Origin of the sequence: Aureimonas sp. AU40 (genome assembly GCF_001463785.1) — a bacterium.
Classification (GTDB): domain Bacteria; phylum Pseudomonadota; class Alphaproteobacteria; order Rhizobiales; family Rhizobiaceae; genus Aureimonas.
In genome coordinates, this window is the sequence record NZ_BBWL01000056.1 from 35725 (window position 1) to 56733 (window position 21009).

Consider the following 21009-nt stretch of genomic DNA (forward strand, 5'->3'; position numbering starts at 1 on the left):
TTGCGCATAAGTAAGCGTTCACTTATTAGGACGCATCCGCAGGAGAATCCAATGAGCTACACCGAGCATTTCGGCGAAGGCCGGCCTGTGCCCATCGACGCCTTCGTGAAGACGCTGCGCATGGACCGCTCCGAGACCGGCTGGGAAGGCGCCTTCATGGTCGACTGGTCCTGGATAGGTCACGACACCGACGTCATCGGCTACAAGGTGGCCGGGCCGCTCCGGACGATCTGGCTCTCCCTGCGCCTCAAGTTCGGCGATCGATGAACGCGCCCTTCAACAAGGACGCCTGGATCCTCGACGCCATCGCGTGCGGCTACATCAGCCCGAAGCGCGACGGCACGATCATGCGCCGCAAGTCTGCCTCGCGCGACGGCTCCAACTTGAGCGCCGAGTGGGCGCTGGTGAAGCAGCAGACACACAAGGCGACGGGCCGCGTCTATTTCAACATGACCTGGAAGGGCCTCACCAAGTCCGTCCTCGTCAACCGTGTGATCGCGCTCCGCTTCCTCCCGAACCCCGACAACCTGCCCCAGGTCAACCACGTCGATGGCGTGAAGGCCCACAACTACCTCTACCAGCCGACGCCCGAGCTCGTCGCCAAGTGGGGCAAGTTCCAGCTCGAATGGTCCTCCGGTCAGGACAACGAGAAGCACGCGCACCGCACGGGACTCAAGACCGGCCGCGGCACCTCAAACGCCAACAACAAACTCTCGGTCGAGCAGGTGCTCAAGATCCGCGAGCTCGGCCCAACGACGCCGATGGATGACCTGATCGCCTTCTTCGGCGTCGGGCGCACCACGATCGCCAACATCCTTCGCAGACGCACCTGGACGCACGTCTAATGACCGGACTTCGCACACATGGAATGACCGGGACTCGGACCCACTCGATTTGGATCCAGATGCGTCGCCGCTGCCGCGAGCCGAACTCGGCGAACTACGCTCGCTATGGCGGGCGCGGGATTTCGGTCTGCAAGCGCTGGGATGAGTCCTTCGAGGCGTTCCTTCAGGACATGGGCGAAGCGCCGGCCGGCATGTCGATCGAGCGCGAGGACAATGACGGCAACTACGAGCCGGCCAACTGCTCGTGGGCGACGCTGGAAACGCAGAACAACAACCGCCGATCCAACGTGATCGTCGAGTTCAACGGCCGATCCCAAACGCTCAAGCAGTGGGCGCGCGAACTCGGCATCAACTACCGGACCCTCCACACGCGCTACCGCAACGGTCGCCGCGGCGCGGAGCTCCTGTCGACCACTCAACTCCCCTACCCCGATCAACGCAAAGCACGGAGCTCGTCATGATCCCCTGGCGCTACCTCGTTCCGCGGAAATCCATGTTTCGCGAAATCCGGATTTCCAGATTGTTCCCGGAGCTGAAGCCGCACATCGACGCCATCGCCCTCTACAAGCTCGGCGAATACGGCGTGATCGCGTTCGCTGCCCAGGTCGGCTTCCCGATCGCCGCGATCTGCGTGCCGGCGATGTGGGTCTACCAGAAGATCACCGGCCGGGATCGCTTCTACGCGCCCGACTACGGCTCCCTCGCGCAGGAGGAGATCCGCGAGATCCACAAGCTCGTGCCGTGGAAGACCCTCCAGAAGGCCATGCGCGAGGGCACCCGATGAAGGTGGAGCGCAACGGCTACCTCAAGCTGCGTGGCGAGGACGGCGAGGAGCTGACCGTCCGCTACGACAATCGCGGCGACCCGTATCGCGAGGGCACGACGATCTCGCTCGACCTGCCGGAGCGCTGGGAGAACATATCGTCGGTGTTCCTCGAGACCCGCGAGGCGATCGAGCTCCGCGACCTCCTGAACAAGCTCTACCCGCCGAAGGTGCCCTGATGCCCTTCGCTGCCCGAAAGCACGACGACGGCACCTGGCGCCTGTGCAAGCGCATGGGCGACACGCTTCTGACGGCGACCTTCGACGACGGCACGGTGCTCGCCATCGGCCCCTTCCCTTCGCAGGCGAAGACCAAGGCGTGCGCCGACGTCCTGAACGAGCGCTGGAAGGACTACGAGCGCGCGGTGAAGAAGGGTGAGTTCTCGGACGAGCTGGCGACCTGGCTTATCCAGACCGTCCGGGACCACGACGGTCTCGAAAGCGCGAAATCCAGAAATCCAGAAAGCGAGAAATCCGGAAAATGAGCAACCGCGTCCTTCTCTGCGGCTACGACACCGAGACGACCGGCCTAGAGCCCGGCGATCACCGCTTCGTCGAGGTCTATGCCGGCCTGTGGGATCTCCACACGCGCAAGCTGGTCTTCGAATTCAACCAGCGCATCGACCCGCAGCGCGCGATCTCGGCCGACGCCCAGCGCATCCACAAGATCAGCGCGTCCGATCTCGTCGGATGCCCGACCTGGGACACGGTCGGTCCCGCCCTGGCGAAGGTGCTCATCAAGGCCGACGCCATGGTGATCCACAACGCCGAGTTCGACATGAAATTCACCCGGCACGAGTTGAGCCGGATCGGCCTGACGACGCCCGAGCGCCCGATCACGGACACGATGATGTCCACCTGGGCGACGCCCGACGGCAAGAAGCCGACGCTCGGCGAGCTCGCCTTCGCCATGGGCGTTCCCTACGACCCGGAGAAGGCCCACGCCGCCGACTACGACGTCAAGGTGATGATGGCCTGCCTCTTCGCAGCGATCGACGAGGGCTACATCGACATCGCCAAGATCGAGGGAAGCATCGCGCCGCTTGCACAAGCCGCGTGATCCCTGCCGCAATCCAACATCGCAGAGCGTATAAAATAAGTGTCGATAACGACTTAGCGAAATTGTTGAAGGAGAAAGCAACAATGTCCAACGTGCAGAACAACGTCTCCGGCGTTCCGTCGGCCACTCTCGCCAACATCGATGCGCTGCTCGATGACCTCGACCTCGACGCCGCGAGCGACGAGACGATCGAGGCGGTGGAGATGACCTCCCAGCTCGCGGACATTGTCGAGGAAGCCAACGAGGAGCCGGAGATCCTCGAGGGCGAGATCACGGAGCCGGAGACCGTCGAGGCGTCCGAGCAGGAAGCGATCGAGGCGAGCAGCGACGTCCTCGACGAGCTGGAGCTCACCGCGTCGCCGGCCGACGAGGACATTTCCGACGACCTCCTCGATGCGGTCGAGGCGCAGGAGACGCGCGACGAAGCCTATGCGGCCCAGACGGGCGGCGAGGTCGGCGACGTCGGCGAGGCTCCGGCCGCGGAAGCCAAGAAGACCTCGAAGATCCGCTCGGGCGAGAAGAACGCTTCGACGCCGCGCACGAACAAGGACATGGGCGCCCTGCCCCTCGAAATGTTCCTGCTCACCAACGGCCAGCCGGCCGGCGACCTCGAGGCGACCAAGGCGGCGTTCATGAGCGCGATGCCGGCGACCAAGAAGGTGATCGAGAAGATCGAGAACGTCATGTGCGCCATCGGCGCCGAGAAGCTCCCGAGCATCTACGTCCAGAAGGCGTTCGCGGCGCTCGACGCCAAGGAGACCGTCACGTCGTCCGATCTCGTCGGCGTCTTCAAGGCGGACTACTCGGAAGGCACGAGCCGCAGTCAGGCCGGGCAGATGATGGCCCTGTTCTCGTTCCTCAAGATCGCTGACCGCGACGGCAAGAACCTGAAGATCCGCAAGGACTCGACGCTCGCCGACCGGCTGCGCTCGATCATCGCCAACACCCAGGCGGCACCGGCGGGCGCGTAAGCGCCCTCCTCCCCAACACGGCGCGTCCCCTCGCGCCTGGAAATCGAGAAATCTGGAAATCGCGAAATGTCGAAATCCGAACCCGAGGTCTCACTCTCGGTCCACCGGCACATGCGGAACCTCGAGACGGCCGGCCGGTCGTTCAAGGTCCGCATCGTGGCCCACGGTCTAGATCAGGTCTTCGAGCCGCTCGCCCACAGCGAGACGATCTTCCTCGGCAAGCGTCGTGGCAGCGGCTCGAACCGGGCCGTGTTCGTGAACCTCGCCAACGTCACCCTCATCGAAGTTCTGGAGGACTGATGACCCACGCACCGTTCCAGGTCGAGCGCGCGCCGACCTACTCCGTCCCGTTCTTCGCGACGGGATTCAACACCTGGAAGATCCGCGTCGTCGGTGCGCCCGCAGACGAGCGTCCGTTCTGCGAGGTCTCGTTCCAGGACGCCGACACCAAGCACCCGGAATACGCCGCCTACATGCAGGGCGTGCAGGAGCGCGTCGAGCACGTCGCGGCCGTCATCAACGCCGGGCTCGAGGCGCAGGCCAAGCAGCGCGCCGCGCTCGACATTTGATCGGGACGGCCGATGAAGACGATCCTCGACAACGAGGGCAATCGGCGCCTCTTCCAAGGCTGCGCCGCCCAGCCTGACACCCGGCACGGCTTCACGGTCCACGTCTGGCGCAAGAGCGGATACAGCGCCGGCTTCCAGCAAGGCGGCGACAATGTCCGCTCGCCGGCCGCGTTCAGCGCGCCGCACTTCCGAGCCGGCGTCGGCTACCGCGTCCGCGTGATCCCGAAAGCCCCACTCGACCCCGACCTTCTCGAAATCTGGAAAGCGAGATTTCCATGCAAGACACCGAACGTCCCCTCAAGGAAGGGCAACGCATCCGCATGGTCCGGATGGAAGACGATCCGCATCCGATCGAAGCGGGCACGGAAGGCACGGTCACGAGCTACGCCCACTTCTACGCGGGTCGCTGGACGATCGGCGTGAAGTGGGACGACGGCCGGTCCCTGTCGATCGTCCACGGCTTCGACCAGGTGGTGCTCCTTTCCGGAAATCCGGAAAGCTAGAAAGCGAGGTTCCCATGGGCGAGATCACCGGCAAGCGCCGCTACCGCACCCAACGTCGCTGGTTCCGATCGGACATGCTCGTCCTTCAGGTCGAGTTCCACGACGTCTCCTACATCGGCCGGTCGATTGAGCCGTGCCTGTCGTGGCGCGACGCACGCGTCGAAGACCTGATGACGATCGAGGCGAGCCACCGGCCGTTCCCGATCGCGAAATCTCGAAATCCGGAAAGCTAGATCCATGGCAGAGCTAAGCGCAGGCAAGCTCGGCGTCGCCGTCGTCCACCTCAAGATGGCGCGCGACTTCCTCGAAGAAGGCGGCGCCGGCCAGAAGACGCGCGACCAGGTGCGAAAGGCGCTCAAGAGCGTCGAGAAGCTTCACGGTCAGGCGAAGAAGGAAGAGGCGCGCGGATGACGATCGAGGTCTACACCGACGGCGGCTGCTCGCCCAATCCCGGCCCCGGCGGCTGGGGAGCGGTGATGCGCTGGAAGGGCCACGAGAAGGAGCTCTCGGGCGGCGAGCACGACACCACGAACAACCGCATGGAGCTGACGGCCGTCATCAAGGCGCTGGAAGCCGTCACACGGCCCGGCGTGCCGATCGAGGTCTACACGGACAGCCAGTATGTGCGGAACGGCATCCAGAGCTGGACGAAGGCGTGGATCAAGAACGGCTGGCGCAAGAAGGACAAGAGCCCGGTCCAGAACGCGGATCTGTGGAAGCGCCTGGTCGAGCTGACCAAGGTCCATCAGGTCCATTTCAATTGGGTGCGCGGTCACGCCGGCAACCCGATGAACGAGCGGGCCGACCGGCTGTCGCATCGCGACCGCCCTCGCCTCACCGCCTAGATTTCCGGAAATCCAACATTCGCGATTGCTCGCTTTCCTGATCGTCCCTCCCGCATTCCAGCGCGAGCGATGCGATAAGTAAGCAGTTGCTTTAGAGCGTCAGGAGACAAAATCAGATGACGAACGACACGAACGCGAACGCCGCCGAGACCGAGTTCGAGGTCACGGTCGCGGCCGACTACCGGCTCTTCGCGACGACGAAGGTCAAGGCGCCGAGCAAGGAAGCAGCCCTTGAGATTCTCAAGCGCCAGGCCGCGGCGAAGGTGAATTTCATCGCGGCCGACATGCCCGACTGGCGCTTCGGCGACGGCGAGCTGATCGGCGGGATCACGCTCGTCGCGATGGATCACCAGGAGGAGACCGTCCTCGAAGACGTGGAGCTCCTGGACGAGGACGCCGGCCGGGCGAGCTTCGAGCAGCTTCAGAGCATGGTGGACACGATCGCCGGCCTGAAGTCCTCGCACGACCTCATCCGCTACCCGCTGACCGATGACGAGCCGGCCGAGCTCGCCATCATCGCCGAGCAGCACGAGCACGACACCGGCGACGGCCTCGATCTCCTCGACACGCTGATCGTCGAGGCGCGCAAGTTCTCGATCGTCCGGCCGGATGGCTACGGCGGTCCTGCGGACTTCGAGGAGCCCGAGGCCGAAACCACGAGCTGACAGTTCGAAATCCATCAATCCGGAAATCTCGAAATCTGGAAATCGCGAAATGAACGCCATTGTCCCGCGCGCGACGATCGAGGAGATCGTCGGCCACCGTAACCGAGCGGTCGCGCTCTACACCGACGCCTACGAGCAGGCGGTGCTCGCCGACGATCTCGTCAAGAAGGCGCGCGAGGCGTGGTCCGCGGCGGCTCCCTCGCGCACTGCCTATCACGGCCAGCACGAAGAGGTTGCCGCCTTCAACGCGCTCGTCTCCATCCCGGACATGAGCCAATACGTCCGCACGGCGACCAGGCTGATCGACGCCGGCATCTGGGCGTCCATCATCGAGCGCACGGACCTCGAGCGCCTCATGGACAAGGAGGCCAAGGACAAGTTGCGCGAGCAGATGCGCTACGTCCCGGAGCGGGTCAGCCATCGCACCGGCGAGATCATCAACCAGGACGAGATCGACAAGGGCCTGCCGCCCGTCACCGTCGAGAACGTCGCGGCGACCCTCGAGCACTTCATGCTGGACGCCGAGACGATCTGGCGCCGGGGCATCGCCAACGCCTTCGCCAAGCTCGACCGGCGCTTCCGCTCGCACGACGGCTGGAAGATCGGCTCGCGCGTGATCCTGACCCGCTGCTTCAACGATTGGGGCTCCTGGAGCTCCTATTCCAACGAGCGCGAGACCCTGATCGACATCGAGCGGATCTTCACGATCATGGACGAGGGCGTCACCAAGGCGACCTATGCGACGTCCATCGGGCAGATCGACCAGGAGCGCAAAGGCGTCCACGCGCCGGCGCAGACCGAGGTCGACACGACCTACTTCAAGATCCGCATCTTCAAGAACGGGAACGCGCACCTCTGGATGAAGCGCGACGACCTAGTCGAGAAGGTGAACAAGCTGCTCGGCGAGTATTATGGCGACGCGATCGGCGACCACGAGAACGTGCCGACGGACGAGGACGTCCTCAACAACCCGAAGACCTCGCTCGCCAAGAATATGGGCTTCTTCCCGACGCCCGTCGCGGTCGGCGAGCGCGCGATCGGCAACGCCAAGCTCTACGCCAACAAGGACGGCCCGCCGCTGCGCATCCTCGAGCCGTCGGCAGGCGAGGGGAACATCGCCAAGCTCCTGGCCCGGCCGCTGACGCTGGAGTCCAAGTGGGAGTGGGACGAGAAGGCGCGCGAGCGTGTCGAGATCGTGCTGGCGTCGCAAAAGCCCATCGTCCATGTCGTCGAGCTCCATCCCGGCCGGGCGAACGAGCTGAAAGGGCAGGGGCTCTACGAGAAGGTCGTCCAGAACGACTTCCTCCTGGTGCAGCCGCACCCGTCCGCGCTCTACGACCGGATCGTCATGAACCCGCCGTTCGACCGGGATCGCGACATCGATCACGTCTACCACGCGCTCAAGTTCCTCAAGGAGGACGGGATCCTCGTCTCGGTCATGTCGGCCGGCGTCGAGTTCCGGACCACGAAGAAGGCGATCGCGTTCCGGGAGCTCGTCGAGAAGCGGGGAGGGTGGTTCGAGGATCTGCCCGACCGCTCATTCGCCGAGAGCGGGACCAACATCAACACGGTGCTTTGCATCATCGGTCGCAAGACCCGTTGGTAGACGGCGCATCCCGATTTCGCGATTTCCAATTTTCCGGATTTCGCGAAATCGTGACCGAAAGTAAGCGCTTGCTTTACGCAGGCGAATCCATCATCCACCCCGATCGTAAGGAGACCCGCCCATGCACTTTCTCGCCCGCCTCTGGGATCAGATGACCGATACAGCGACGCGCCGCGTTCTGCTCGTCTTCTGCACCTTCCTCGGACCCGTGTTCTGGTTCCTCGAGGACGGCACGGTGCGGCCCTACTGGTCGTATAGCCATCGCACCTCGAACTCGATCGCGGAGATCCTGACGCCCGGCGCGATGATGCTGGCTGTTCTCGCCGTCTTCGCGCTCCTCGAACTCCTCAATCTCACGCAGAGCCGCTGGAAGGACCGATCGTTCGTGCTGGGCTTTGCGGCGTCAGCGATCTTCGTCCTCTACATGACCTTCTCCTATCGCTTCGCCCAACCGTGGGCCTACAGCCGCCTCGACTTCGACGACTGGCTGGAAATGCTCCGTCAGTCGCACCTGATCGTGACGGTCGGCGTCCTCGGCCTGTGGGGCACCTGGCTCGTCGCGGTCGTGTGTTGGCGCTTTATGTTCGGCAAGCGCTCCGTCGAGCAGCGCTCCTGATGGGCGCTTCCCCGACGCTCTGGGCGCAGATGACCGACACGGTCCTGCGGCGCCTTCTTCTCCTCGCGGCCGTCCTCATCGGGCCGGCCGTCTTTATCCAGGGCGAGATCATGATCGCCAACAACCCGGACCCGGTTGGCTTCACCACGCACAACCTTCCGCTCATTCGCGTGCTTGCGCCGATCCCGGCGATGCTTGTCATCCTCGCCACCTGGGCGACGCTCGAGCGCCGAGGCTTCATTCGCGGGCGCTGGAAGGACTGGTTCTTCACGGCGGCTCTCGTCTCGACGGCCTACCTTCGCGTGAGGGAACACGTCTTCCCGTATGACGCCTGGGACGAGGCCCTGTTTCAGGTGCTCCGCACCTTCGAGAAGGTGATGAGCAGCCATATGGGTCTCTGGCTCTTCCTGCTCGTCGTCCTCGCCACCTGGCGCTGGGTGTTCGGAAAGCGCGAAACCGCGAAAGCTGGAAATCCGGAAATCTAGAAATCCACACAGAAGCTCGCTGACGCGCGTTCTGGCCGGGAGCGCAGGGTTTCACCTGCGACCCTCACGGATCGCGTCAGCGGCCAAGCCTGACGGTCAGAGAGCGCGCCAGAGCGCGCCTCCCGCAATCCAACGCTCGAACTGCGAGAGTGAAATCTCAAAACGCAGCAAGAGAGCGTGCAGATGGGAATTTGCTACAGCGAGGATCGTGTCGCAGGCGGGACCGCAACGCCCGTGGGCACCTGGGACGGCACGAAGCACTACCTCAAGCACTACGCGAACTCGCTCTACCTCGCCTTCATCGCGAAGAGCACCAAGGACGGCGCCGAGCGGCGCCAGGCAGAGTCCGAACTCGCGATCGCCGAGCGCAAGATGGCGTATTGGCGCCGACATCCGAACTACGTCCAGGCTGACGCCCTCAAGGGGATCGCCGACCTCAAGAAGCAATGGAACCTCGCATGAGCGGCATCGCGCGCAAACACCGGACGGTCTCGCTCAAGAAGCGGGGCCAGGCGCTCGTTCGCCAGCTCGAGGAGCAGGATCGCCGGGCCGCAGAAGAGCGCACGCGCCAGATGGACGAACTCTATGGGCCGAAGGGCGAGAAGGGAGGGCGCTGCAACCGCACCGCCTGCCAGCGTCCGCTCAAGGGGTCGTCCAACTGGTCGATGCGCAACTTCATGGTCGAGGGCGGTCGGCTCTACTACTGCGACCCGTGCGCCGAAGATTTCACCGCCTGGGACAAACGCTCGGGCGATCCCATTCGGTGCGAAATTATCGAAGCCGATCGGGTGGACCCGTAAGTAAGGGTTCGCTTATAAGTTGCTCGATCACGGCGGAAATCAGACTGAAATACGAGGAGACGCCCCATGAACGCCCTAATGATGACCGTGCAGCTTCTCGCGGCTGACCCGTGGGTGGATGTCGGCCGGCCGATGGTCGTTCCGGTCCCGATCTGCCGGGAGAGCGCGGCGCGCGCGGCGCGCAACATCGAGCCGGGGAAATCGACGCGCGCAGGCGTGGCGATCATCCGCGAGCAGGTGGTCTGCACCCTCATCAACGAACGCGACATCGAGGACTACACCAAGAGCTACGAGCGGGCCGAGGAGATCAACAAGGAGCGCGGCTGGTAATGCAGGAAGCCACGATCGCGCGCCTCACCGCCATCAACAACGTGCTCGTGGAATATGGACTGGAGATGCCGTCCCCTCCGCTCAAGGTCTTCCTCGAGGTCGCCGAGAAGCCGGGGATCACGCATCGCGACATCGTGGAGCGCACGGGCATTCCCGGCGCGTCGGTCAGCCGATACGTGTCCATCTTGAGCAATGGAATGACCTGGGGCGGCGCCGGCGCGCTGGATCTGGTCGAAGCTGCGCCCGATCCGAACAATCGTCGCTCGCAGCTTGTGAAGCCGACCGAGAAGGGTCAGGCGCTCATGAAGCGGCTCGGCGAGATTCTGGAGGCGTGATGGATCAGACAACGGTGAATGCCGCGGCCGATCTCTTCGACATTCTGGAGAGGGAAGGGGTCTCGGAAGAGGCCCAGGGCGCGATCAAGCGCTTGCGCGAGGCTCTGCTCGCCGATGGCATCGATTTCGTTGACGAGGAGGATAGAGACCACGGGTCGACGCTCGACCTGACCCGGCTCCACCCTCCAAGCCGGTCGAGTCAGTAGATCGGCAGGTAGCGGGCGCCGTAGATCAGGACGTCGTTGCACACGTCCATAAGCTCGAAGGATCCAAGTTCCTCCGCGCGGTCCAGGTTGATCGCGATGTCGGCTTTGGTTGCGTATTCGAGGATAGCGTTCTCGATGACGTCCTTGAGTTCACCACGGACCTGGAAAAAATCGCGTGCCATTTTGCTGCCATGCCCTCTTGCTGCGGCGCTTGATACGCTTGCCGCCAACCAAATTCGATGCCTCGGTATGAGGGCTTCATAAAAGGTGAATTGACGCTCCGGTCAAGCAAAACTTTCCGTTTCGTCAATAGCTTGTGAACCGGCCCGTTCATCTACCGTTCAGGTCCATCGCAATGGTCGGACCAATCGGTTTCTAGACTGGTGTGCGCCGTGCATGTCTTCTTCGCACTGCGCCCAAGTGACTGCGCCGTATCGAAAGAGATGCTCTGCCGCGGCTCACATAAATTCCAATCGTCGCTCTGCTATACTCTATGCAGCGCGATCACAACGACGCAGCACACACAATGGAGACACGACTTGAACGACCAGAATGCCATTCTTTCGCCTGAAAATCTGCCGCACGACGCGGATCTGCTGGTGAAGGGCGACGCCGGGATCATCATCAAGGAGGACGGCTCGTTCCGCGCGTTCTCAATCTCCGGTGGTGAGCCGGTTGATCCTGCGACCATGAGCGAAGGCAAGAAGCGCCAGGGCGCCATCATGCTCGCTCTCTCGCTCGCCGTGCAGACACCCGAGATCCTCAACATGCTCCTGGATCTGCTTTCCGATCCCGAAGTCGCGAACCAGGCGAAGGTGGTCGATTATGGGACTGCGCACTGAACTCCAGGCCGTCCTCGCTGCGCGCGACACGGTCGATCCCGACGAACTGATGGATCTGATCCGCGAGACGATCATCCAGGACGAGACCGCGATCGGCGAGCTCTTCCCAGATGACGTCTACTCGGTGACGATCCGCTGCAAGCGCACCGGGATCGGCATCCATCACCAGCTCGCCAAAGCGAACCGCGCCTCGACCGAGGCCAAGCGGAAGGCGCGCAACGACAAGTGGGCCGAGGTCGTCACCTACCTGACGTCGCACGGTCTTCTCGATTTGCCGCGTCGCGAGCAGGCGATCCGCCTGAACGCATCGAACATCAAGCCGCCAAAGGGCGACGCCTGGAACCGGGACAAGGTGCAGCGCTTGCTAGGCGCGTCCGAGGACGAATCTGGCTTGCCTGATAAGTAAGCGTTCGTTTAAGGAAGACCATGAACCGATACACCAGATCCAGGGCGCAGTTCGGCGCAGCCGTCTTTCTGTCTGCCATGCGTCGCGAGTGGGTGAAGCTTCATCCGGATCGCGAATGTCCGGTGAAGGCGCTCGACGCCTACGACGAGGACAGCCGGAATGCCCTGGTCTCGGCGTGCCTGTCGGTGATGAAGGCGTCAAAGCCCGAAAGCGATGTCGCCTACCTGGGCTTCATGTCCGAGCGCGAGGAGATGGCCGATGGAGCCGCATAAGTTCGCCAAGTTCGATCCGGACAACCCGCTCTTCCAGGAGAAGGCGTCCGAGATCATGGCGCAGGCCGTGGCCTCGATGGAATGGGACATGCACGCGGCTCTCATGGGTGTGCGGGCGGACACGATGGTCCGCGACTTCCTCGCGACCTCACGCCAGGGGGCCGAGGAGGAGGGCATGACGGAAGCCGAGACCGTCGAGCACCTCAAGGCCCACGTCCACGAATGGACGGACGACGACATGATCGCCGCGAAGGAGACCTTCTACGGCGACAGCGAGATCGAAACGGAGATCCGTGAGCGAATTCGCGCGGAGCGGCGCCGGCGCGAGATCGTTCGCGAATGCTCCGAGAACGAGAATTTCGGCATGTTCTGACCGATTTCGCTTGCCTCACATAGTAAGTAAACGCTTACTCACATCGAAAGGAACCGCCATGACGCCCGCCGACCTCATCCGTAACGTCCAGATTCTCGGCCTCATCGCCATGGATCAGGGCTTTCTCGAAATCCGGGAAGACCGCACGCACTGCCGCCTCATCGTGAAGGTGCTCGGCGCGCGCATCCCGATCGCCACCTACCAGAAGCAGAAGGATCTGAATGCCGTCAGCAACGACCAGCCCGCAGCCGAACCCGCGACCGCGACCGCCCCGAAGCACGAGCCCCCTCGTCTTAGAATCGTATGACGCCGACACGACCTTCGCCCGCGTCTTCATCGACGAAACGGCGTTGGTGAAGGGCCTGTCCGGCTACCTCGACGAGGCGATCGAGGTCTTCAAGAAGAACGTCCGGCCCGGCGACCTGCCACCTGGCTTCGGCCTGACGATCAAGACGCAGGACAAGGCCCTCTACGAGCGCGTCTCGATGGGCGTCTACGCCGAGATCTCCGAGCGGTTCATGCCGGTCGATCCGGACGAGCCCTGCGAGCTCCTCGAGGCGTTCTGCGCCACCCGCTAAAACGAGACGCCTACGGGCGTCTCCCTTCCTCACGACGAAGGAGAGCGTCCGTGAAGCCCTTCCAGCAGGAGATCAATCTCCAGCAGCCGACCCTGGCGCTGGTGCGCGATCTCGTCCACGCCTTTCGCCTGTCGGACACGCCCGATGTCTCGAGCCGCCTCGAGCGCCTCGATGCCGACCAGACCGAGGCCATCCTCTATTCCAACGTCGTCCTGACGATCGCACGGGCGAACCTGCCCGACACGCTGGTCGTCCACGCGCTGCGCACCATCGCCGGCTCGTGCAAGGAGCGCCTCGACGCGCTAACGGCTGAATACGAGGAGAAGGTCGCCGGCGAGGTCTACTACGCGACCCTCCCGACCTACGCGATGTTCTAGAAATCCGGATTTCGCGATTTCCATGGCCCTTTCCCTTCGCATGTCCGGCGTCGTCGACGTCCTGATCGACCACGTCCTCGCCAACAACACGCAGCGCTTGGAGCTCGACGTGCGCCAGCTCGCGCCGCGCCAGCTCGCCAGCCTCAACGTCGAGGAGGAGGTCCGCGCCTACGTCGTGTCTGTGAACCGCTCGGAGCACCCGAACTCGGTGGCGTCATCCATTCTCCAGGTAGCGGCCAAGGAGCGGGATCGACGGGAGGCCAGCGAAGAACGCCGGCGCCGCAACCGCGAAGCCTTCGAGCGGGACAAGGCGATGCGCGCGGCCGAGGCCGCGATCGCAGCCAACGAGGTCACGACGGCGCAGTCGAACGAGACGTTCGGCATCTTCTAAACGCCGCGCTCTCCCGCGTGTAATCCACTGATATTACTGAGATATTTGATTATCGAAGCGACACAGAGAGACGACGACATGAACGTCACCCGACAGCAGCACACGATGATTTCCTCGCGCATCGAGAGCGCCCTTGCGGATCTCGGCAAGGAGCTCGGCTTCCAGTTCACCGCGGCAGGTGGACAGTATGGTCTCGAAGCCTTCATCAAGATCGCCGCACGCCCGATCGACGCGAACGGCAAGGTCGCCGATCCGGAAGCCGACAACTTCGCGCTCTTCTGCGGCACCTACGGGCTCAAGCCGACCGATCGCGGGCGCACCTTCGCCTCGAACGGTATCCGCTACGAGGTCGTCGGCATCGCGCCGAGCCGCCCGAAGTTCCCGATCTCCTGCAAGCGCGTCCACGACGGCAAGGGGTTCAAGTTCCCCGCCGCGAACGTCCTGAACGGGCTCGCCCTCGAGCCGCCCGTCGTCGCGCGCGCCGCCTGATCCATTCCAGACACGAAGGAGCCGCCCATGCGCGTCCACCTCGCTTCCATCACCCATCGTCACGGCACCAGCCAGTATGCCGGCAGCTCGCGCGAGGAGCTGATTGAGAAGCTCGGCGTCTACTGCCGGGAGAACGACGAGAACAAGCTCCTCGACCACGCGGTCAGCGACGAGGAGATCGTGTCCCGCTACTTCTCGGAGGAGAACTACGGCTCCAACGAGTATGTGGACTTCGCCGACGACGAGGAGATCACCGTCGACGTCTCGACCATGGTCCGCATGTTCGCCGCTCTCGGCAACCCCGGCATGGCGGAAGGTTCGGTGGATCTCCACGACGCGATCGCCAAGGCGACGCTGCTTTCCGAGCCGATGATCGACTACGAGGGCGCAGCCCGCGCGCAGGGATGGCAGCTTCTCGACATCGCGGGCGGCGGGCAGACGTTCCTGCGCGAGAGTCAGGTCGGCGGCGACACGCAGATGGACCGCTGCGCTCCCGACTGGTCGAGCCTATGCGGAAACCACGACATCGGCACCGATGATTTCGAGCAGCAGCCGACGGGCTTCTTCGCGATCTCGCAAGGGCTCGCCGACTGCCTGCCGCTGGAGGAGCGTGTCGTGCGCGACCTCGCCGGCATGATCATCTGGGCGCGCGCTGGGGAGACGGTTCGTGGTCTCGCGCGCTGACCTGGCGCCCCACGAGATCCACGTCGTCCTGACCGGGCGTGTCTACCACGACGCCGAGGCGAAGACGCTGAAGGATGGTCCGGTGGACACCTTCCACAGCGTCTACCTCGATCGGAAGATGGCGCTGAAAGCCTGCGTCATCCTCAAGCACGAGGACGAGATCAGCGGCGACAATTTCAGCCTCTACCGGGTCGCCGACGACGTGACCCAGACCGAGCTGCCCGAGCAAGACCCCGGCATGTGCCCGATGTCCGACGCGGAGCTCGAAGAAGCGATCCAGGAGCTCCTCTGATGGCCTTTCGTCTCAACCCACCCCGCATCCCGCTCGACAAGCTCGTCTGGGACGAGATCGGCGAAGACGACAACCCGCGCTCCCGGCTGCTTGCCCATATCGAGATTGGCCCGGTCAGCCTGCACCTCGAGGCGTGGGAGGTCACGGAGCGCGACGACGGCAACGGCAGCGAGCAGGTGGCCGTCGAAGGCTCCGCGCGCACCGACGACCTCGACCGGCTCCAGACCATGATGGACTGCGCCTTCACCACCCTCGACATGAACGGGCGCTCCTACGTGCTCGTCGCCACACCCTACGGAAGCTGACATGCGCGTTATCGAACTCCAGGCGCTCCTGCATCACCACGTCCAGGTCGATGCGTATCCGCACCAGTCGCCGGCCTACAACTCGGCGATCGCCACGCTGATTAACAAGGGCTTCATCGAGCGCGGGCCGGAAGGCATCACGACGTCCAAGGCCGGCGCCGCGTTCGTCGAGCAGCTCAAGGCGGTCGGCGAGCCGCAGACGCCGGCGCAGGCCGCGCTGTTTCCCGCACCCGAGATCACCAAGGCGCAGCTCCGGAAGGCTGACCAGGACGCGCGGTCGATGACGGTCGGCGAGGCCGTGATCGGGCTGTTCCGCATCATGGGCGGCACGCTCCTCGTCATCTTCGTCATCGTGGCCTTCATCTCATTTCTGCAATGGCTGCACCCATGAGAGAGAAGCCCGAAATCATCGTGGTCGGCGCCTGTTCGGTGCTGGGCCATCTGGAAGCCCTCCAAGCCCTCGTCGATCGAGGGACCGGCGTTGGCGTCATCGTCTGCGACCTGGAGATGACGCCTGACGAGGTCGCCGCGCGCTTCGGCCAGGAACACGAGCGCGTCAGCCATCCGCCGCTGCCTCCCGAGCCGGTTGAGATCGAGCTGAAGCCGCTTTACGATCCCGTTTTGTTCGATCGGCCGGCGCCGACCCATCCGACTTCACCGCGCGCATCATGGAGGCGCAGACGATGACCGACATCCTCATGTTCCGGCTTGGCGAACGCGACACGCAGCGCACGGCATCGGTCCACGACGAGATCCGCGAGAAGGGCACGTCCTGGGCCGCTGACGAGATCGCGCGCCTTCGCCTGCTCGAGGGTCCGCCGTCCTATCGGGACGTCGAGAGCGACCCGCAGACGCTCCGCTCCTACGTCTTCTACAAGCTGCGCACGTCCATGGCGATGCAGCGGCTTGTGGACCTGCTGCGGGAGAAGAACCTGTCGGCCGACGAGATCGTCGACCACGTCATCCACTCGGCGGGAGCGCGCGGGCTGTGAGCACGCCGCTCGCACGTCACCTCGACGCGATCCTCGAGATCGTCGCCAGCTCCGGCCAGGCCGAGCTATCGGACCAGCTCGCGGACTACCGGAGCCGCGGCGAACTCTACGACGACTTCCTGACCGACCTCGCCAACCTGATCAACGCCTCGAGCGCCGAGTGGGACGAGAGCATGAGAGGAGACCCGCATTGAGCCTGAAAGCTCGCCTGCGCTACCGAGGGTCTGAAGAGTCGATCGAGGTCAATCTCCACCTTCTCCCGCGGAAGGGGGACATCGTGCGCTACGACGGCATGGATCCGAACTTCATCCACAGCGTCGCCTATTTTTGGCACACTTTCACGGCGTCCGGACAGGAGGTCGATATTTTCCTGCTTAAGACGCCGAGGACGTGAGCATGAGGGGAGATCCGCGTTGACCCAGACGACTTCGAACGAGCTCCGCTACGCCCGCAAGCACGCCGTCCTCAAGGCGCTGCGCGAGCATGGGTTAGACACCGACGACGGCTCCAAGAACGACGACATCGCCAACGTCGTGGTCGATGCGCTCTTCCCGTCGGCCGGTCCCATCACGGGCGCCGAATACACGATCCAGGCCGGCGACACGCTGCGCGGGATCGCGGCACGCCTGCCGGCCGGCATCGACTGGACCTGGCTCTTCAAGCGCAACCGCGAGGTGCTCACGAAAGCCGCGAAGGAGCGCGGCTTCCGGGAGGCGGACTGGAACAAGATCTGGCCCGGCACGACGATCCGCGTCACTGCCTGACCAGGCGGATCGAGGCGCGCCGCTCCTGGCGCACCAGATAGGCTTCGGTCATCTTCATGGCGTCCTCGTAGAACTCCAGCTTGTCGACCGCCTCGCGCATGAGTGCGGCCGTCTCGGGCGAGGCATTGTGGGTGGCATCCTTCAGACGGTCGATCAGTTCCGGCCGGGCCATTCTTCTCTCCTTCAGTATCGCCGGACCATGCCTGGTCTGGGCTTCCATTGCGCCAGTGCCTCGCGCGGGAGGATGTCGAGGATGGCGTAGCGAACGTATCGGGAGAGCTTGCCGCAGGTGGTGCAGCGCCACCGGAGATCCTCGATCTCGGCGCCGCCCTGGATGTAGCCCATGAAGTCGTAGCAGCGGTAGATCACCTCTTTTCCGCAGCCGCGACACACGATCCGGATGCCGAGGTTCTTCCGTAGCCCCTCGTCGAAGCTTCTGACCCTCTGCACCACTGCGAATCTCTCCGTTCCGTTCGTAGGAGAACATACCCAGAACAAAACGGTTGCGGGAAGATCGCAGGAACAAATTCCTGTGGACGCACATCGACTCGCATCCCGACCAGGGGTCGTCTATATTCAGCATCAGGAGAGCAATCATGAGCGCAGAAGAGAAGCCAAACCTCGGGAACCGTCGTCGTGGCCGCATCGGCAATGAGATCACGGGTCCGCGTGGCGCCGCCGCGGTGATCGGCACCAAGGACGGCCAGGTTTCGCCGCGCACCTACGTCGTTGAGACGCGCGACCTCAATGCCGGCCCGCGCATCGTGGTTGAAGGGACGTCCCGTCACCTAGCGATGGACCCGTATCCGCCCGAGAAGATGGACCCGCAGTCCTCCAAGCTGATGGCCGCTATCTTCGGCGAGAAGGAAGCGCAGACCACGCAGCGCGTGGCGCGCGCCGATGACGACCAGGTGCGCTCGGCCGCGAAGCGCCTCCTCAAGAAGCGCATGGGCCTCATGACGGCGCTCGCCCACCGCTGATGATCTTCCTCACTGTCGAACAGGTCATCGGGGCTCACGACATGATCCTCGAGGCGACCGGCATAGGTGTGCCCGGCGTCAAGGATGCCAACACGCTCGCATCGGGCGTCGACCGGGCCGAGACCCGCGCCTATTACAACGAAAGCGCTGACGCGGCTTCCCTGGCCGCGGCAGTGTGCTTCGGCATTGCCAAGGCGCATGGATTCAACGACGCCAACAAGCGCACCGCGGCCTTCTGCTGCGAACTCTTCCTGAACCTCAATGGGCTGGATCTCGATCTCTCGGACAACCTGTTCGAGGACATGATCGTGAACCTCGCGGCCGGCGCGCTCAACGAGGAGGGCTTCGCCAACATGATCCGCCCGCTGCTACGGCCGGCGAGCGACGACCTGGAAGAGGTCGAGGATCACGCGCCCGGCCCGTGACCCCTCATAGGGTCCGTCGAAGAGATCGCCGATCGCCGCGCGCTTGAACCAGTTGAACCAGCGCCGGCGAATGTGCTCGGGCGCGTCGTGCAGCATGTGGCAGCGCTGGCAGAACGCGCGCAGGTTCGCCGGATCGTTGTTCGTCGGGTCGTGGTCCACATGGGCGCAGGCCAAGCGCACCGTGTAGGTCTTGGAGATCTCGGTGCCGTGCGCGACACCACAACCCTCGCAGCAGCCGCCCGCGCGCTTGAACCGAATGGCCCAGGAGAGCTGCGGCCAGTCGACGGGGTAGAGGTCGCGGTCTTCAGGACGGATCGGCATGTAAGAATCGTAGCGAGCGCGGGACTCGCCGTCGAGACCGCACGGTCAGCCAAGGCCGCTATGCCGTAGGACGATCTCGTAGATCACATCCATTGCTGCGAGCACTTTCGAGACCTCGATCACGATTGTCGCGAACTGGCGCCAGCGGTTCTTCTTGGGGGAGGGGTTCTCGGGCATCGACGGACTCCTTCATTGATGAAAAGGAGATCCGGTCCGGTCTGATGATGTGGGCCTATCGCGGAGGGCTTGTAAAGACCCTAAACTGCGGCTGGCACAGCCTGTGCTCCACCCGCGTTAAAACGATGGGGAGTTCTCGGGATAACCTGTTGATCTTGCAGGCACGTTAAGCGACCCGCGCTTCCAAAGTTTCACCCGCGAGTTGGGAAAGCAGGTGTCGTCAAGGGCTCTTTTGACCCCGACTCGCTCAATGGTGTCGAGCTGAAAGCCCGGCACGAGGCCGGGCTTTCCAAGTTTCAGGCGGCAATCAGCGCCATGTTGAGGACGTCGATCGTGCCGCCGATCGTCCTGCCGTTCAGCGCCCGCGCGCCGAGAATGATGCGGGGCGTTGCCGCCGTCAGCACGAAGGCCGGGGTCAGCATCAGGCCCGGCCCCACGCTCGCCGGCAGGTTGCCGGACGGGTTGTCGTTCGCCGAGCGGTCCGCCGCGTGGGCGTCGATGTAGCTCATATCCGCGACGCCGCCCGAATAGACGGACGTATTCGGGTTGATGCTCGGGCTGATCGCCTCGACGTTCTGGACGCCCGACCAGCCGTCGAACTCCACTGCGAGGCGCACCCGGTCGCCCACCGAGCGGCCGGAGAGGTTCATCAGGAGGAGTGCGAACTCGGCGTTCGACATCATCGTCCCGCCAAGCACGATGCGCTGGACCGGACGCCCGGTGTTCGGTCCCGTCACCTTCGAATAGGCGCGCGTGTGGCCTGTGTCCGCACCGTGGCCGCCGATCCATCCGGACGCGACCGTGCCGCTGCCTCCCGTGCCTGGCGTCCCGCCGCTCGAATCCAGCGCAGGGTTCGAACTTCGACTGCCGCTCGGATTGTAGACTGCATCGAAGCTGTCGGTGTTCGTCATAGCGGTGAGGCCAGCCGAGATTGGGAAGCGAGCCTGGAACACCGGGAGAAGACGAAGAGCGCGCTGATACGCGCCAAGGCCCGTTGTGTGCAGAGGCGCGGCCGCGACACCGCCCGCCCGGCTTGTCACCATACCATCGAGAGCGCGCCCATCGCCGGAAGCAGGGTTCGCATAGCCCGGCTCCATATCGACCACGCAGACGCCGGGCTTGCCTCGGTAGATCTCGCGCATAGCTCGACGGACGTGAAGACGGGCACGGTTCATGTTGGCGTTCGGAAAGACGCTGCCGCTGCTGTCACCGCCAGCCGAGGGGGTCTCCAGGATCAGAAACCGTCCTGCGGCGCGGCAGAGCTGATAGGCAGTTTCGATCGCCCCAAGTTCCTCGGATACGACGTTCGGATTGTTAGCGAGGAAGCCATTGATCGAGGACGGCATAACGATCGTATCGGCGTCGTCTTTTGCCAGAATGCCACGAAGGCGTGCAACGATCTCGGGCGTCTTCTGTCCGACGATGCCATAGTTGCCGGTGCCGTCGAAATCGAAGGACTGGTGCGTGAGGTAGCGCAACCAGTTGAGCTCCCCGACTACAAGATAGCGATTGCCGCTCCCTCCCGCCGCACGGTTCCAAACGCCGCTCCCGGACGAGAACGTGTGCCGGAACATGAAGCTGTCTCCGACAACAATCACTCGTCGGTTGCGGGCGGCGTCCAGCGCGAGTGAAGAGACGCCGCTACCGGAATTGCCGCCGATGAAAAGACCAGTGCCGATCATG

General features: G+C 63.9%; 49 protein-coding genes. 43 read left to right on the forward strand and 6 right to left on the reverse strand.

The window, feature by feature from the left end; genetic code table 11:
* The first annotated feature begins 51 nt into the window (after positions 1 to 51).
* From AUL32_RS22575 to AUL32_RS22680, 23 genes are all read left to right on the forward strand, one after another.
* On the forward strand, positions 52 to 267 hold the full coding sequence (locus tag AUL32_RS22575) for a hypothetical protein (RefSeq protein ID WP_062120302.1): 216 nt from the start codon (positions 52 to 54) through the stop codon (positions 265 to 267).
* Positions 264 to 845 (forward strand): hypothetical protein, encoded by a 582-nt coding sequence (locus tag AUL32_RS22580; RefSeq protein ID WP_062120304.1) that lies wholly within the window; start codon positions 264 to 266, stop codon positions 843 to 845. The genes AUL32_RS22575 and AUL32_RS22580 overlap by 4 nt, the downstream gene beginning before the upstream one ends.
* A gap of 59 nt (positions 846 to 904) precedes the next feature.
* Positions 905 to 1306 (forward strand): hypothetical protein, encoded by a 402-nt coding sequence (locus AUL32_RS22585; RefSeq protein ID WP_062120308.1) that lies wholly within the window; start codon positions 905 to 907, stop codon positions 1304 to 1306.
* Between the two features lie 32 nt (positions 1307 to 1338).
* Positions 1339 to 1629, forward strand: a complete 291-nt coding sequence (locus AUL32_RS22590; protein WP_156421580.1) for a hypothetical protein — start codon at positions 1339 to 1341, stop codon at positions 1627 to 1629.
* A complete protein-coding gene (locus AUL32_RS22595) occupies positions 1626 to 1847 on the forward strand; it encodes a hypothetical protein (RefSeq protein ID WP_062120314.1) in 222 nt (73 codons plus the stop codon). The genes AUL32_RS22590 and AUL32_RS22595 overlap by 4 nt, the downstream gene beginning before the upstream one ends.
* Entirely contained in the window at positions 1847 to 2152 is a 306-nt protein-coding gene (locus AUL32_RS22600) for a hypothetical protein (RefSeq protein ID WP_062120317.1), read from the forward strand. Before AUL32_RS22595 ends, AUL32_RS22600 begins: the two co-directional genes overlap by 1 nt.
* Positions 2149 to 2727: a 3'-5' exonuclease gene (locus AUL32_RS22605; protein ID WP_062120320.1), complete on the forward strand. Its 579-nt coding sequence runs from the start codon at positions 2149 to 2151 to the stop codon at positions 2725 to 2727. Before AUL32_RS22600 ends, AUL32_RS22605 begins: the two co-directional genes overlap by 4 nt.
* 83 nt (positions 2728 to 2810) lie before the next feature.
* Positions 2811 to 3698 (forward strand): hypothetical protein, encoded by an 888-nt coding sequence (locus tag AUL32_RS22610; protein ID WP_062120324.1) that lies wholly within the window; start codon positions 2811 to 2813, stop codon positions 3696 to 3698.
* A gap of 66 nt (positions 3699 to 3764) precedes the next feature.
* The gene (locus AUL32_RS22615; protein WP_062120327.1) at positions 3765 to 3998 is read left to right on the forward strand and encodes a hypothetical protein; all 234 of its coding nucleotides are present in this window, start codon (positions 3765 to 3767) and stop codon (positions 3996 to 3998) included.
* Positions 3998 to 4267, forward strand: a complete 270-nt coding sequence (locus AUL32_RS22620) for a hypothetical protein (protein WP_062120330.1) — start codon at positions 3998 to 4000, stop codon at positions 4265 to 4267. Before AUL32_RS22615 ends, AUL32_RS22620 begins: the two co-directional genes overlap by 1 nt.
* Positions 4268 to 4542: 275 nt before the next feature.
* Positions 4543 to 4770, forward strand: coding sequence for a DUF4314 domain-containing protein (locus AUL32_RS22625; RefSeq protein ID WP_062120332.1), 228 nt, complete (start codon positions 4543 to 4545; stop codon positions 4768 to 4770).
* A 14-nt stretch (positions 4771 to 4784) separates the two neighbouring features.
* Positions 4785 to 5003 carry a hypothetical protein gene (locus tag AUL32_RS22630; RefSeq protein WP_062120335.1) on the forward strand — a complete coding sequence of 73 codons (219 nt, stop codon included), beginning with the start codon at positions 4785 to 4787 and terminating at the stop codon, positions 5001 to 5003.
* Positions 5004 to 5007: 4 nt separating this feature from the next.
* On the forward strand, positions 5008 to 5181 hold the full coding sequence (locus AUL32_RS25380; RefSeq protein ID WP_156421581.1) for a hypothetical protein: 174 nt from the start codon (positions 5008 to 5010) through the stop codon (positions 5179 to 5181).
* On the forward strand, positions 5178 to 5615 hold the full coding sequence (gene rnhA / locus AUL32_RS22635; RefSeq protein ID WP_062120338.1) for a ribonuclease HI: 438 nt from the start codon (positions 5178 to 5180) through the stop codon (positions 5613 to 5615). Before AUL32_RS25380 ends, rnhA begins: the two co-directional genes overlap by 4 nt.
* Before the next feature lie 116 nt (positions 5616 to 5731).
* A complete protein-coding gene (locus AUL32_RS22640; RefSeq protein ID WP_062120341.1) occupies positions 5732 to 6280 on the forward strand; it encodes a hypothetical protein in 549 nt (182 codons plus the stop codon).
* A gap of 49 nt (positions 6281 to 6329) precedes the next feature.
* Positions 6330 to 7886 carry a DUF4942 domain-containing protein gene (locus AUL32_RS22645; RefSeq protein ID WP_062120344.1) on the forward strand — a complete coding sequence of 519 codons (1557 nt, stop codon included), beginning with the start codon at positions 6330 to 6332 and terminating at the stop codon, positions 7884 to 7886.
* A gap of 121 nt (positions 7887 to 8007) precedes the next feature.
* Positions 8008 to 8502 carry a hypothetical protein gene (locus AUL32_RS22650; protein WP_062120347.1) on the forward strand — a complete coding sequence of 165 codons (495 nt, stop codon included), beginning with the start codon at positions 8008 to 8010 and terminating at the stop codon, positions 8500 to 8502.
* Positions 8502 to 8987: a hypothetical protein gene (locus AUL32_RS22655; protein ID WP_062120350.1), complete on the forward strand. Its 486-nt coding sequence runs from the start codon at positions 8502 to 8504 to the stop codon at positions 8985 to 8987. The genes AUL32_RS22650 and AUL32_RS22655 overlap by 1 nt, the downstream gene beginning before the upstream one ends.
* A gap of 234 nt (positions 8988 to 9221) precedes the next feature.
* Entirely contained in the window at positions 9222 to 9449 is a 228-nt protein-coding gene (locus AUL32_RS22660) for a hypothetical protein (RefSeq protein ID WP_156421582.1), read from the forward strand.
* Positions 9446 to 9787: a hypothetical protein gene (locus AUL32_RS22665; protein WP_062120355.1), complete on the forward strand. Its 342-nt coding sequence runs from the start codon at positions 9446 to 9448 to the stop codon at positions 9785 to 9787. The genes AUL32_RS22660 and AUL32_RS22665 overlap by 4 nt, the downstream gene beginning before the upstream one ends.
* A gap of 66 nt (positions 9788 to 9853) precedes the next feature.
* Entirely contained in the window at positions 9854 to 10117 is a 264-nt protein-coding gene (locus AUL32_RS22670) for a hypothetical protein (RefSeq protein ID WP_062120358.1), read from the forward strand.
* Positions 10117 to 10452, forward strand: a complete 336-nt coding sequence (locus tag AUL32_RS22675) for a MarR family winged helix-turn-helix transcriptional regulator (protein WP_062120361.1) — start codon at positions 10117 to 10119, stop codon at positions 10450 to 10452. The genes AUL32_RS22670 and AUL32_RS22675 overlap by 1 nt, the downstream gene beginning before the upstream one ends.
* Positions 10452 to 10658, forward strand: coding sequence for a hypothetical protein (locus tag AUL32_RS22680; RefSeq protein WP_062120364.1), 207 nt, complete (start codon positions 10452 to 10454; stop codon positions 10656 to 10658). Before AUL32_RS22675 ends, AUL32_RS22680 begins: the two co-directional genes overlap by 1 nt.
* Here AUL32_RS22680 and AUL32_RS22685 read toward each other — a convergent pair.
* Positions 10652 to 10840 (reverse strand): hypothetical protein, encoded by a 189-nt coding sequence (locus AUL32_RS22685; protein ID WP_062120369.1) that lies wholly within the window; start codon positions 10838 to 10840, stop codon positions 10652 to 10654. The genes AUL32_RS22680 and AUL32_RS22685 overlap by 7 nt on opposite strands.
* Before the next feature lie 357 nt (positions 10841 to 11197).
* On the opposite strand from AUL32_RS22685, the gene AUL32_RS22690 reads away from it, so the two are divergent.
* The 18 genes from AUL32_RS22690 to AUL32_RS22775 all read left to right on the forward strand — a co-directional run bounded on the left by AUL32_RS22690 (position 11198) and on the right by AUL32_RS22775 (position 17423).
* Positions 11198 to 11500: a hypothetical protein gene (locus tag AUL32_RS22690; RefSeq protein WP_062120373.1), complete on the forward strand. Its 303-nt coding sequence runs from the start codon at positions 11198 to 11200 to the stop codon at positions 11498 to 11500.
* Positions 11484 to 11906: a hypothetical protein gene (locus AUL32_RS22695; RefSeq protein WP_062120375.1), complete on the forward strand. Its 423-nt coding sequence runs from the start codon at positions 11484 to 11486 to the stop codon at positions 11904 to 11906. The genes AUL32_RS22690 and AUL32_RS22695 overlap by 17 nt, the downstream gene beginning before the upstream one ends.
* Before the next feature lie 20 nt (positions 11907 to 11926).
* Positions 11927 to 12178, forward strand: a complete 252-nt coding sequence (locus AUL32_RS22700) for a hypothetical protein (protein ID WP_062120378.1) — start codon at positions 11927 to 11929, stop codon at positions 12176 to 12178.
* Entirely contained in the window at positions 12165 to 12551 is a 387-nt protein-coding gene (locus tag AUL32_RS22705; protein WP_062120381.1) for a hypothetical protein, read from the forward strand. The genes AUL32_RS22700 and AUL32_RS22705 overlap by 14 nt, the downstream gene beginning before the upstream one ends.
* 58 nt (positions 12552 to 12609) lie before the next feature.
* Positions 12610 to 12858, forward strand: coding sequence for a hypothetical protein (locus tag AUL32_RS22710; protein WP_062120386.1), 249 nt, complete (start codon positions 12610 to 12612; stop codon positions 12856 to 12858).
* A gap of 46 nt (positions 12859 to 12904) precedes the next feature.
* The gene (locus AUL32_RS22715) at positions 12905 to 13129 is read left to right on the forward strand and encodes a hypothetical protein (RefSeq protein ID WP_156421583.1); all 225 of its coding nucleotides are present in this window, start codon (positions 12905 to 12907) and stop codon (positions 13127 to 13129) included.
* A 50-nt stretch (positions 13130 to 13179) separates the two neighbouring features.
* Positions 13180 to 13506, forward strand: coding sequence for a hypothetical protein (locus AUL32_RS22720; protein WP_062120393.1), 327 nt, complete (start codon positions 13180 to 13182; stop codon positions 13504 to 13506).
* A 22-nt stretch (positions 13507 to 13528) separates the two neighbouring features.
* Positions 13529 to 13897 (forward strand): hypothetical protein, encoded by a 369-nt coding sequence (locus tag AUL32_RS22725; RefSeq protein WP_062120396.1) that lies wholly within the window; start codon positions 13529 to 13531, stop codon positions 13895 to 13897.
* A 78-nt stretch (positions 13898 to 13975) separates the two neighbouring features.
* Positions 13976 to 14386: a hypothetical protein gene (locus AUL32_RS22730; protein ID WP_062120399.1), complete on the forward strand. Its 411-nt coding sequence runs from the start codon at positions 13976 to 13978 to the stop codon at positions 14384 to 14386.
* 27 nt (positions 14387 to 14413) lie between these two features.
* Entirely contained in the window at positions 14414 to 15070 is a 657-nt protein-coding gene (locus AUL32_RS22735) for a hypothetical protein (RefSeq protein ID WP_062120402.1), read from the forward strand.
* Positions 15054 to 15362, forward strand: a complete 309-nt coding sequence (locus AUL32_RS22740) for a hypothetical protein (protein WP_062120404.1) — start codon at positions 15054 to 15056, stop codon at positions 15360 to 15362. Before AUL32_RS22735 ends, AUL32_RS22740 begins: the two co-directional genes overlap by 17 nt.
* Entirely contained in the window at positions 15362 to 15667 is a 306-nt protein-coding gene (locus AUL32_RS22745; RefSeq protein ID WP_062120406.1) for a hypothetical protein, read from the forward strand. Before AUL32_RS22740 ends, AUL32_RS22745 begins: the two co-directional genes overlap by 1 nt.
* A 1-nt stretch (position 15668) precedes the next feature.
* Positions 15669 to 16058 carry a hypothetical protein gene (locus AUL32_RS22750; RefSeq protein WP_062120408.1) on the forward strand — a complete coding sequence of 130 codons (390 nt, stop codon included), beginning with the start codon at positions 15669 to 15671 and terminating at the stop codon, positions 16056 to 16058.
* Entirely contained in the window at positions 16055 to 16354 is a 300-nt protein-coding gene (locus AUL32_RS22755) for a hypothetical protein (protein WP_062120410.1), read from the forward strand. Before AUL32_RS22750 ends, AUL32_RS22755 begins: the two co-directional genes overlap by 4 nt.
* Entirely contained in the window at positions 16351 to 16659 is a 309-nt protein-coding gene (locus tag AUL32_RS22760; RefSeq protein WP_062120412.1) for a hypothetical protein, read from the forward strand. The genes AUL32_RS22755 and AUL32_RS22760 overlap by 4 nt, the downstream gene beginning before the upstream one ends.
* Positions 16656 to 16853: a hypothetical protein gene (locus tag AUL32_RS22765; RefSeq protein ID WP_062120413.1), complete on the forward strand. Its 198-nt coding sequence runs from the start codon at positions 16656 to 16658 to the stop codon at positions 16851 to 16853. Before AUL32_RS22760 ends, AUL32_RS22765 begins: the two co-directional genes overlap by 4 nt.
* A complete protein-coding gene (locus AUL32_RS25715; protein WP_062120415.1) occupies positions 16850 to 17053 on the forward strand; it encodes a hypothetical protein in 204 nt (67 codons plus the stop codon). Before AUL32_RS22765 ends, AUL32_RS25715 begins: the two co-directional genes overlap by 4 nt.
* A gap of 19 nt (positions 17054 to 17072) precedes the next feature.
* Positions 17073 to 17423: a LysM peptidoglycan-binding domain-containing protein gene (locus AUL32_RS22775; protein WP_062120418.1), complete on the forward strand. Its 351-nt coding sequence runs from the start codon at positions 17073 to 17075 to the stop codon at positions 17421 to 17423.
* Here the strand turns inward: AUL32_RS22775 and AUL32_RS22780 are convergent.
* Both AUL32_RS22780 and AUL32_RS22785 read right to left on the reverse strand, forming a co-directional pair.
* Entirely contained in the window at positions 17413 to 17595 is a 183-nt protein-coding gene (locus AUL32_RS22780) for a hypothetical protein (protein ID WP_062120421.1), read from the reverse strand. The genes AUL32_RS22775 and AUL32_RS22780 overlap by 11 nt on opposite strands.
* Before the next feature lie 11 nt (positions 17596 to 17606).
* Positions 17607 to 17873 (reverse strand): hypothetical protein, encoded by a 267-nt coding sequence (locus tag AUL32_RS22785; protein ID WP_156421584.1) that lies wholly within the window; start codon positions 17871 to 17873, stop codon positions 17607 to 17609.
* 146 nt (positions 17874 to 18019) lie between these two features.
* Between AUL32_RS22785 and AUL32_RS22790 the strand changes: the two genes are divergently transcribed.
* Together AUL32_RS22790 and AUL32_RS22795 are read left to right on the forward strand one after the other, a co-directional pair.
* The gene (locus tag AUL32_RS22790; RefSeq protein WP_062120427.1) at positions 18020 to 18403 is read left to right on the forward strand and encodes a hypothetical protein; all 384 of its coding nucleotides are present in this window, start codon (positions 18020 to 18022) and stop codon (positions 18401 to 18403) included.
* Complete coding sequence (locus AUL32_RS22795; RefSeq protein ID WP_062120430.1) at positions 18403 to 18828, forward strand: type II toxin-antitoxin system death-on-curing family toxin; 426 nt, start codon at positions 18403 to 18405, stop codon at positions 18826 to 18828. Before AUL32_RS22790 ends, AUL32_RS22795 begins: the two co-directional genes overlap by 1 nt.
* On the opposite strand, the gene AUL32_RS22800 is transcribed toward AUL32_RS22795, so the two are convergent.
* The 3 genes from AUL32_RS22800 to AUL32_RS22805 form a co-directional block, all read right to left on the reverse strand.
* Entirely contained in the window at positions 18772 to 19149 is a 378-nt protein-coding gene (locus AUL32_RS22800; protein WP_062120433.1) for a hypothetical protein, read from the reverse strand. The two genes, AUL32_RS22795 and AUL32_RS22800, sit on opposite strands and share 57 nt — an antisense overlap.
* Positions 19150 to 19194: 45 nt before the next feature.
* On the reverse strand, positions 19195 to 19326 hold the full coding sequence (locus AUL32_RS26330) for a hypothetical protein (protein ID WP_280137599.1): 132 nt from the start codon (positions 19324 to 19326) through the stop codon (positions 19195 to 19197).
* 296 nt (positions 19327 to 19622) lie between these two features.
* Positions 19623 to 21008, reverse strand: a complete 1386-nt coding sequence (locus tag AUL32_RS22805; RefSeq protein WP_062120437.1) for a hypothetical protein — start codon at positions 21006 to 21008, stop codon at positions 19623 to 19625.
* Between the last annotated feature and the right edge of the window lies 1 nt (position 21009).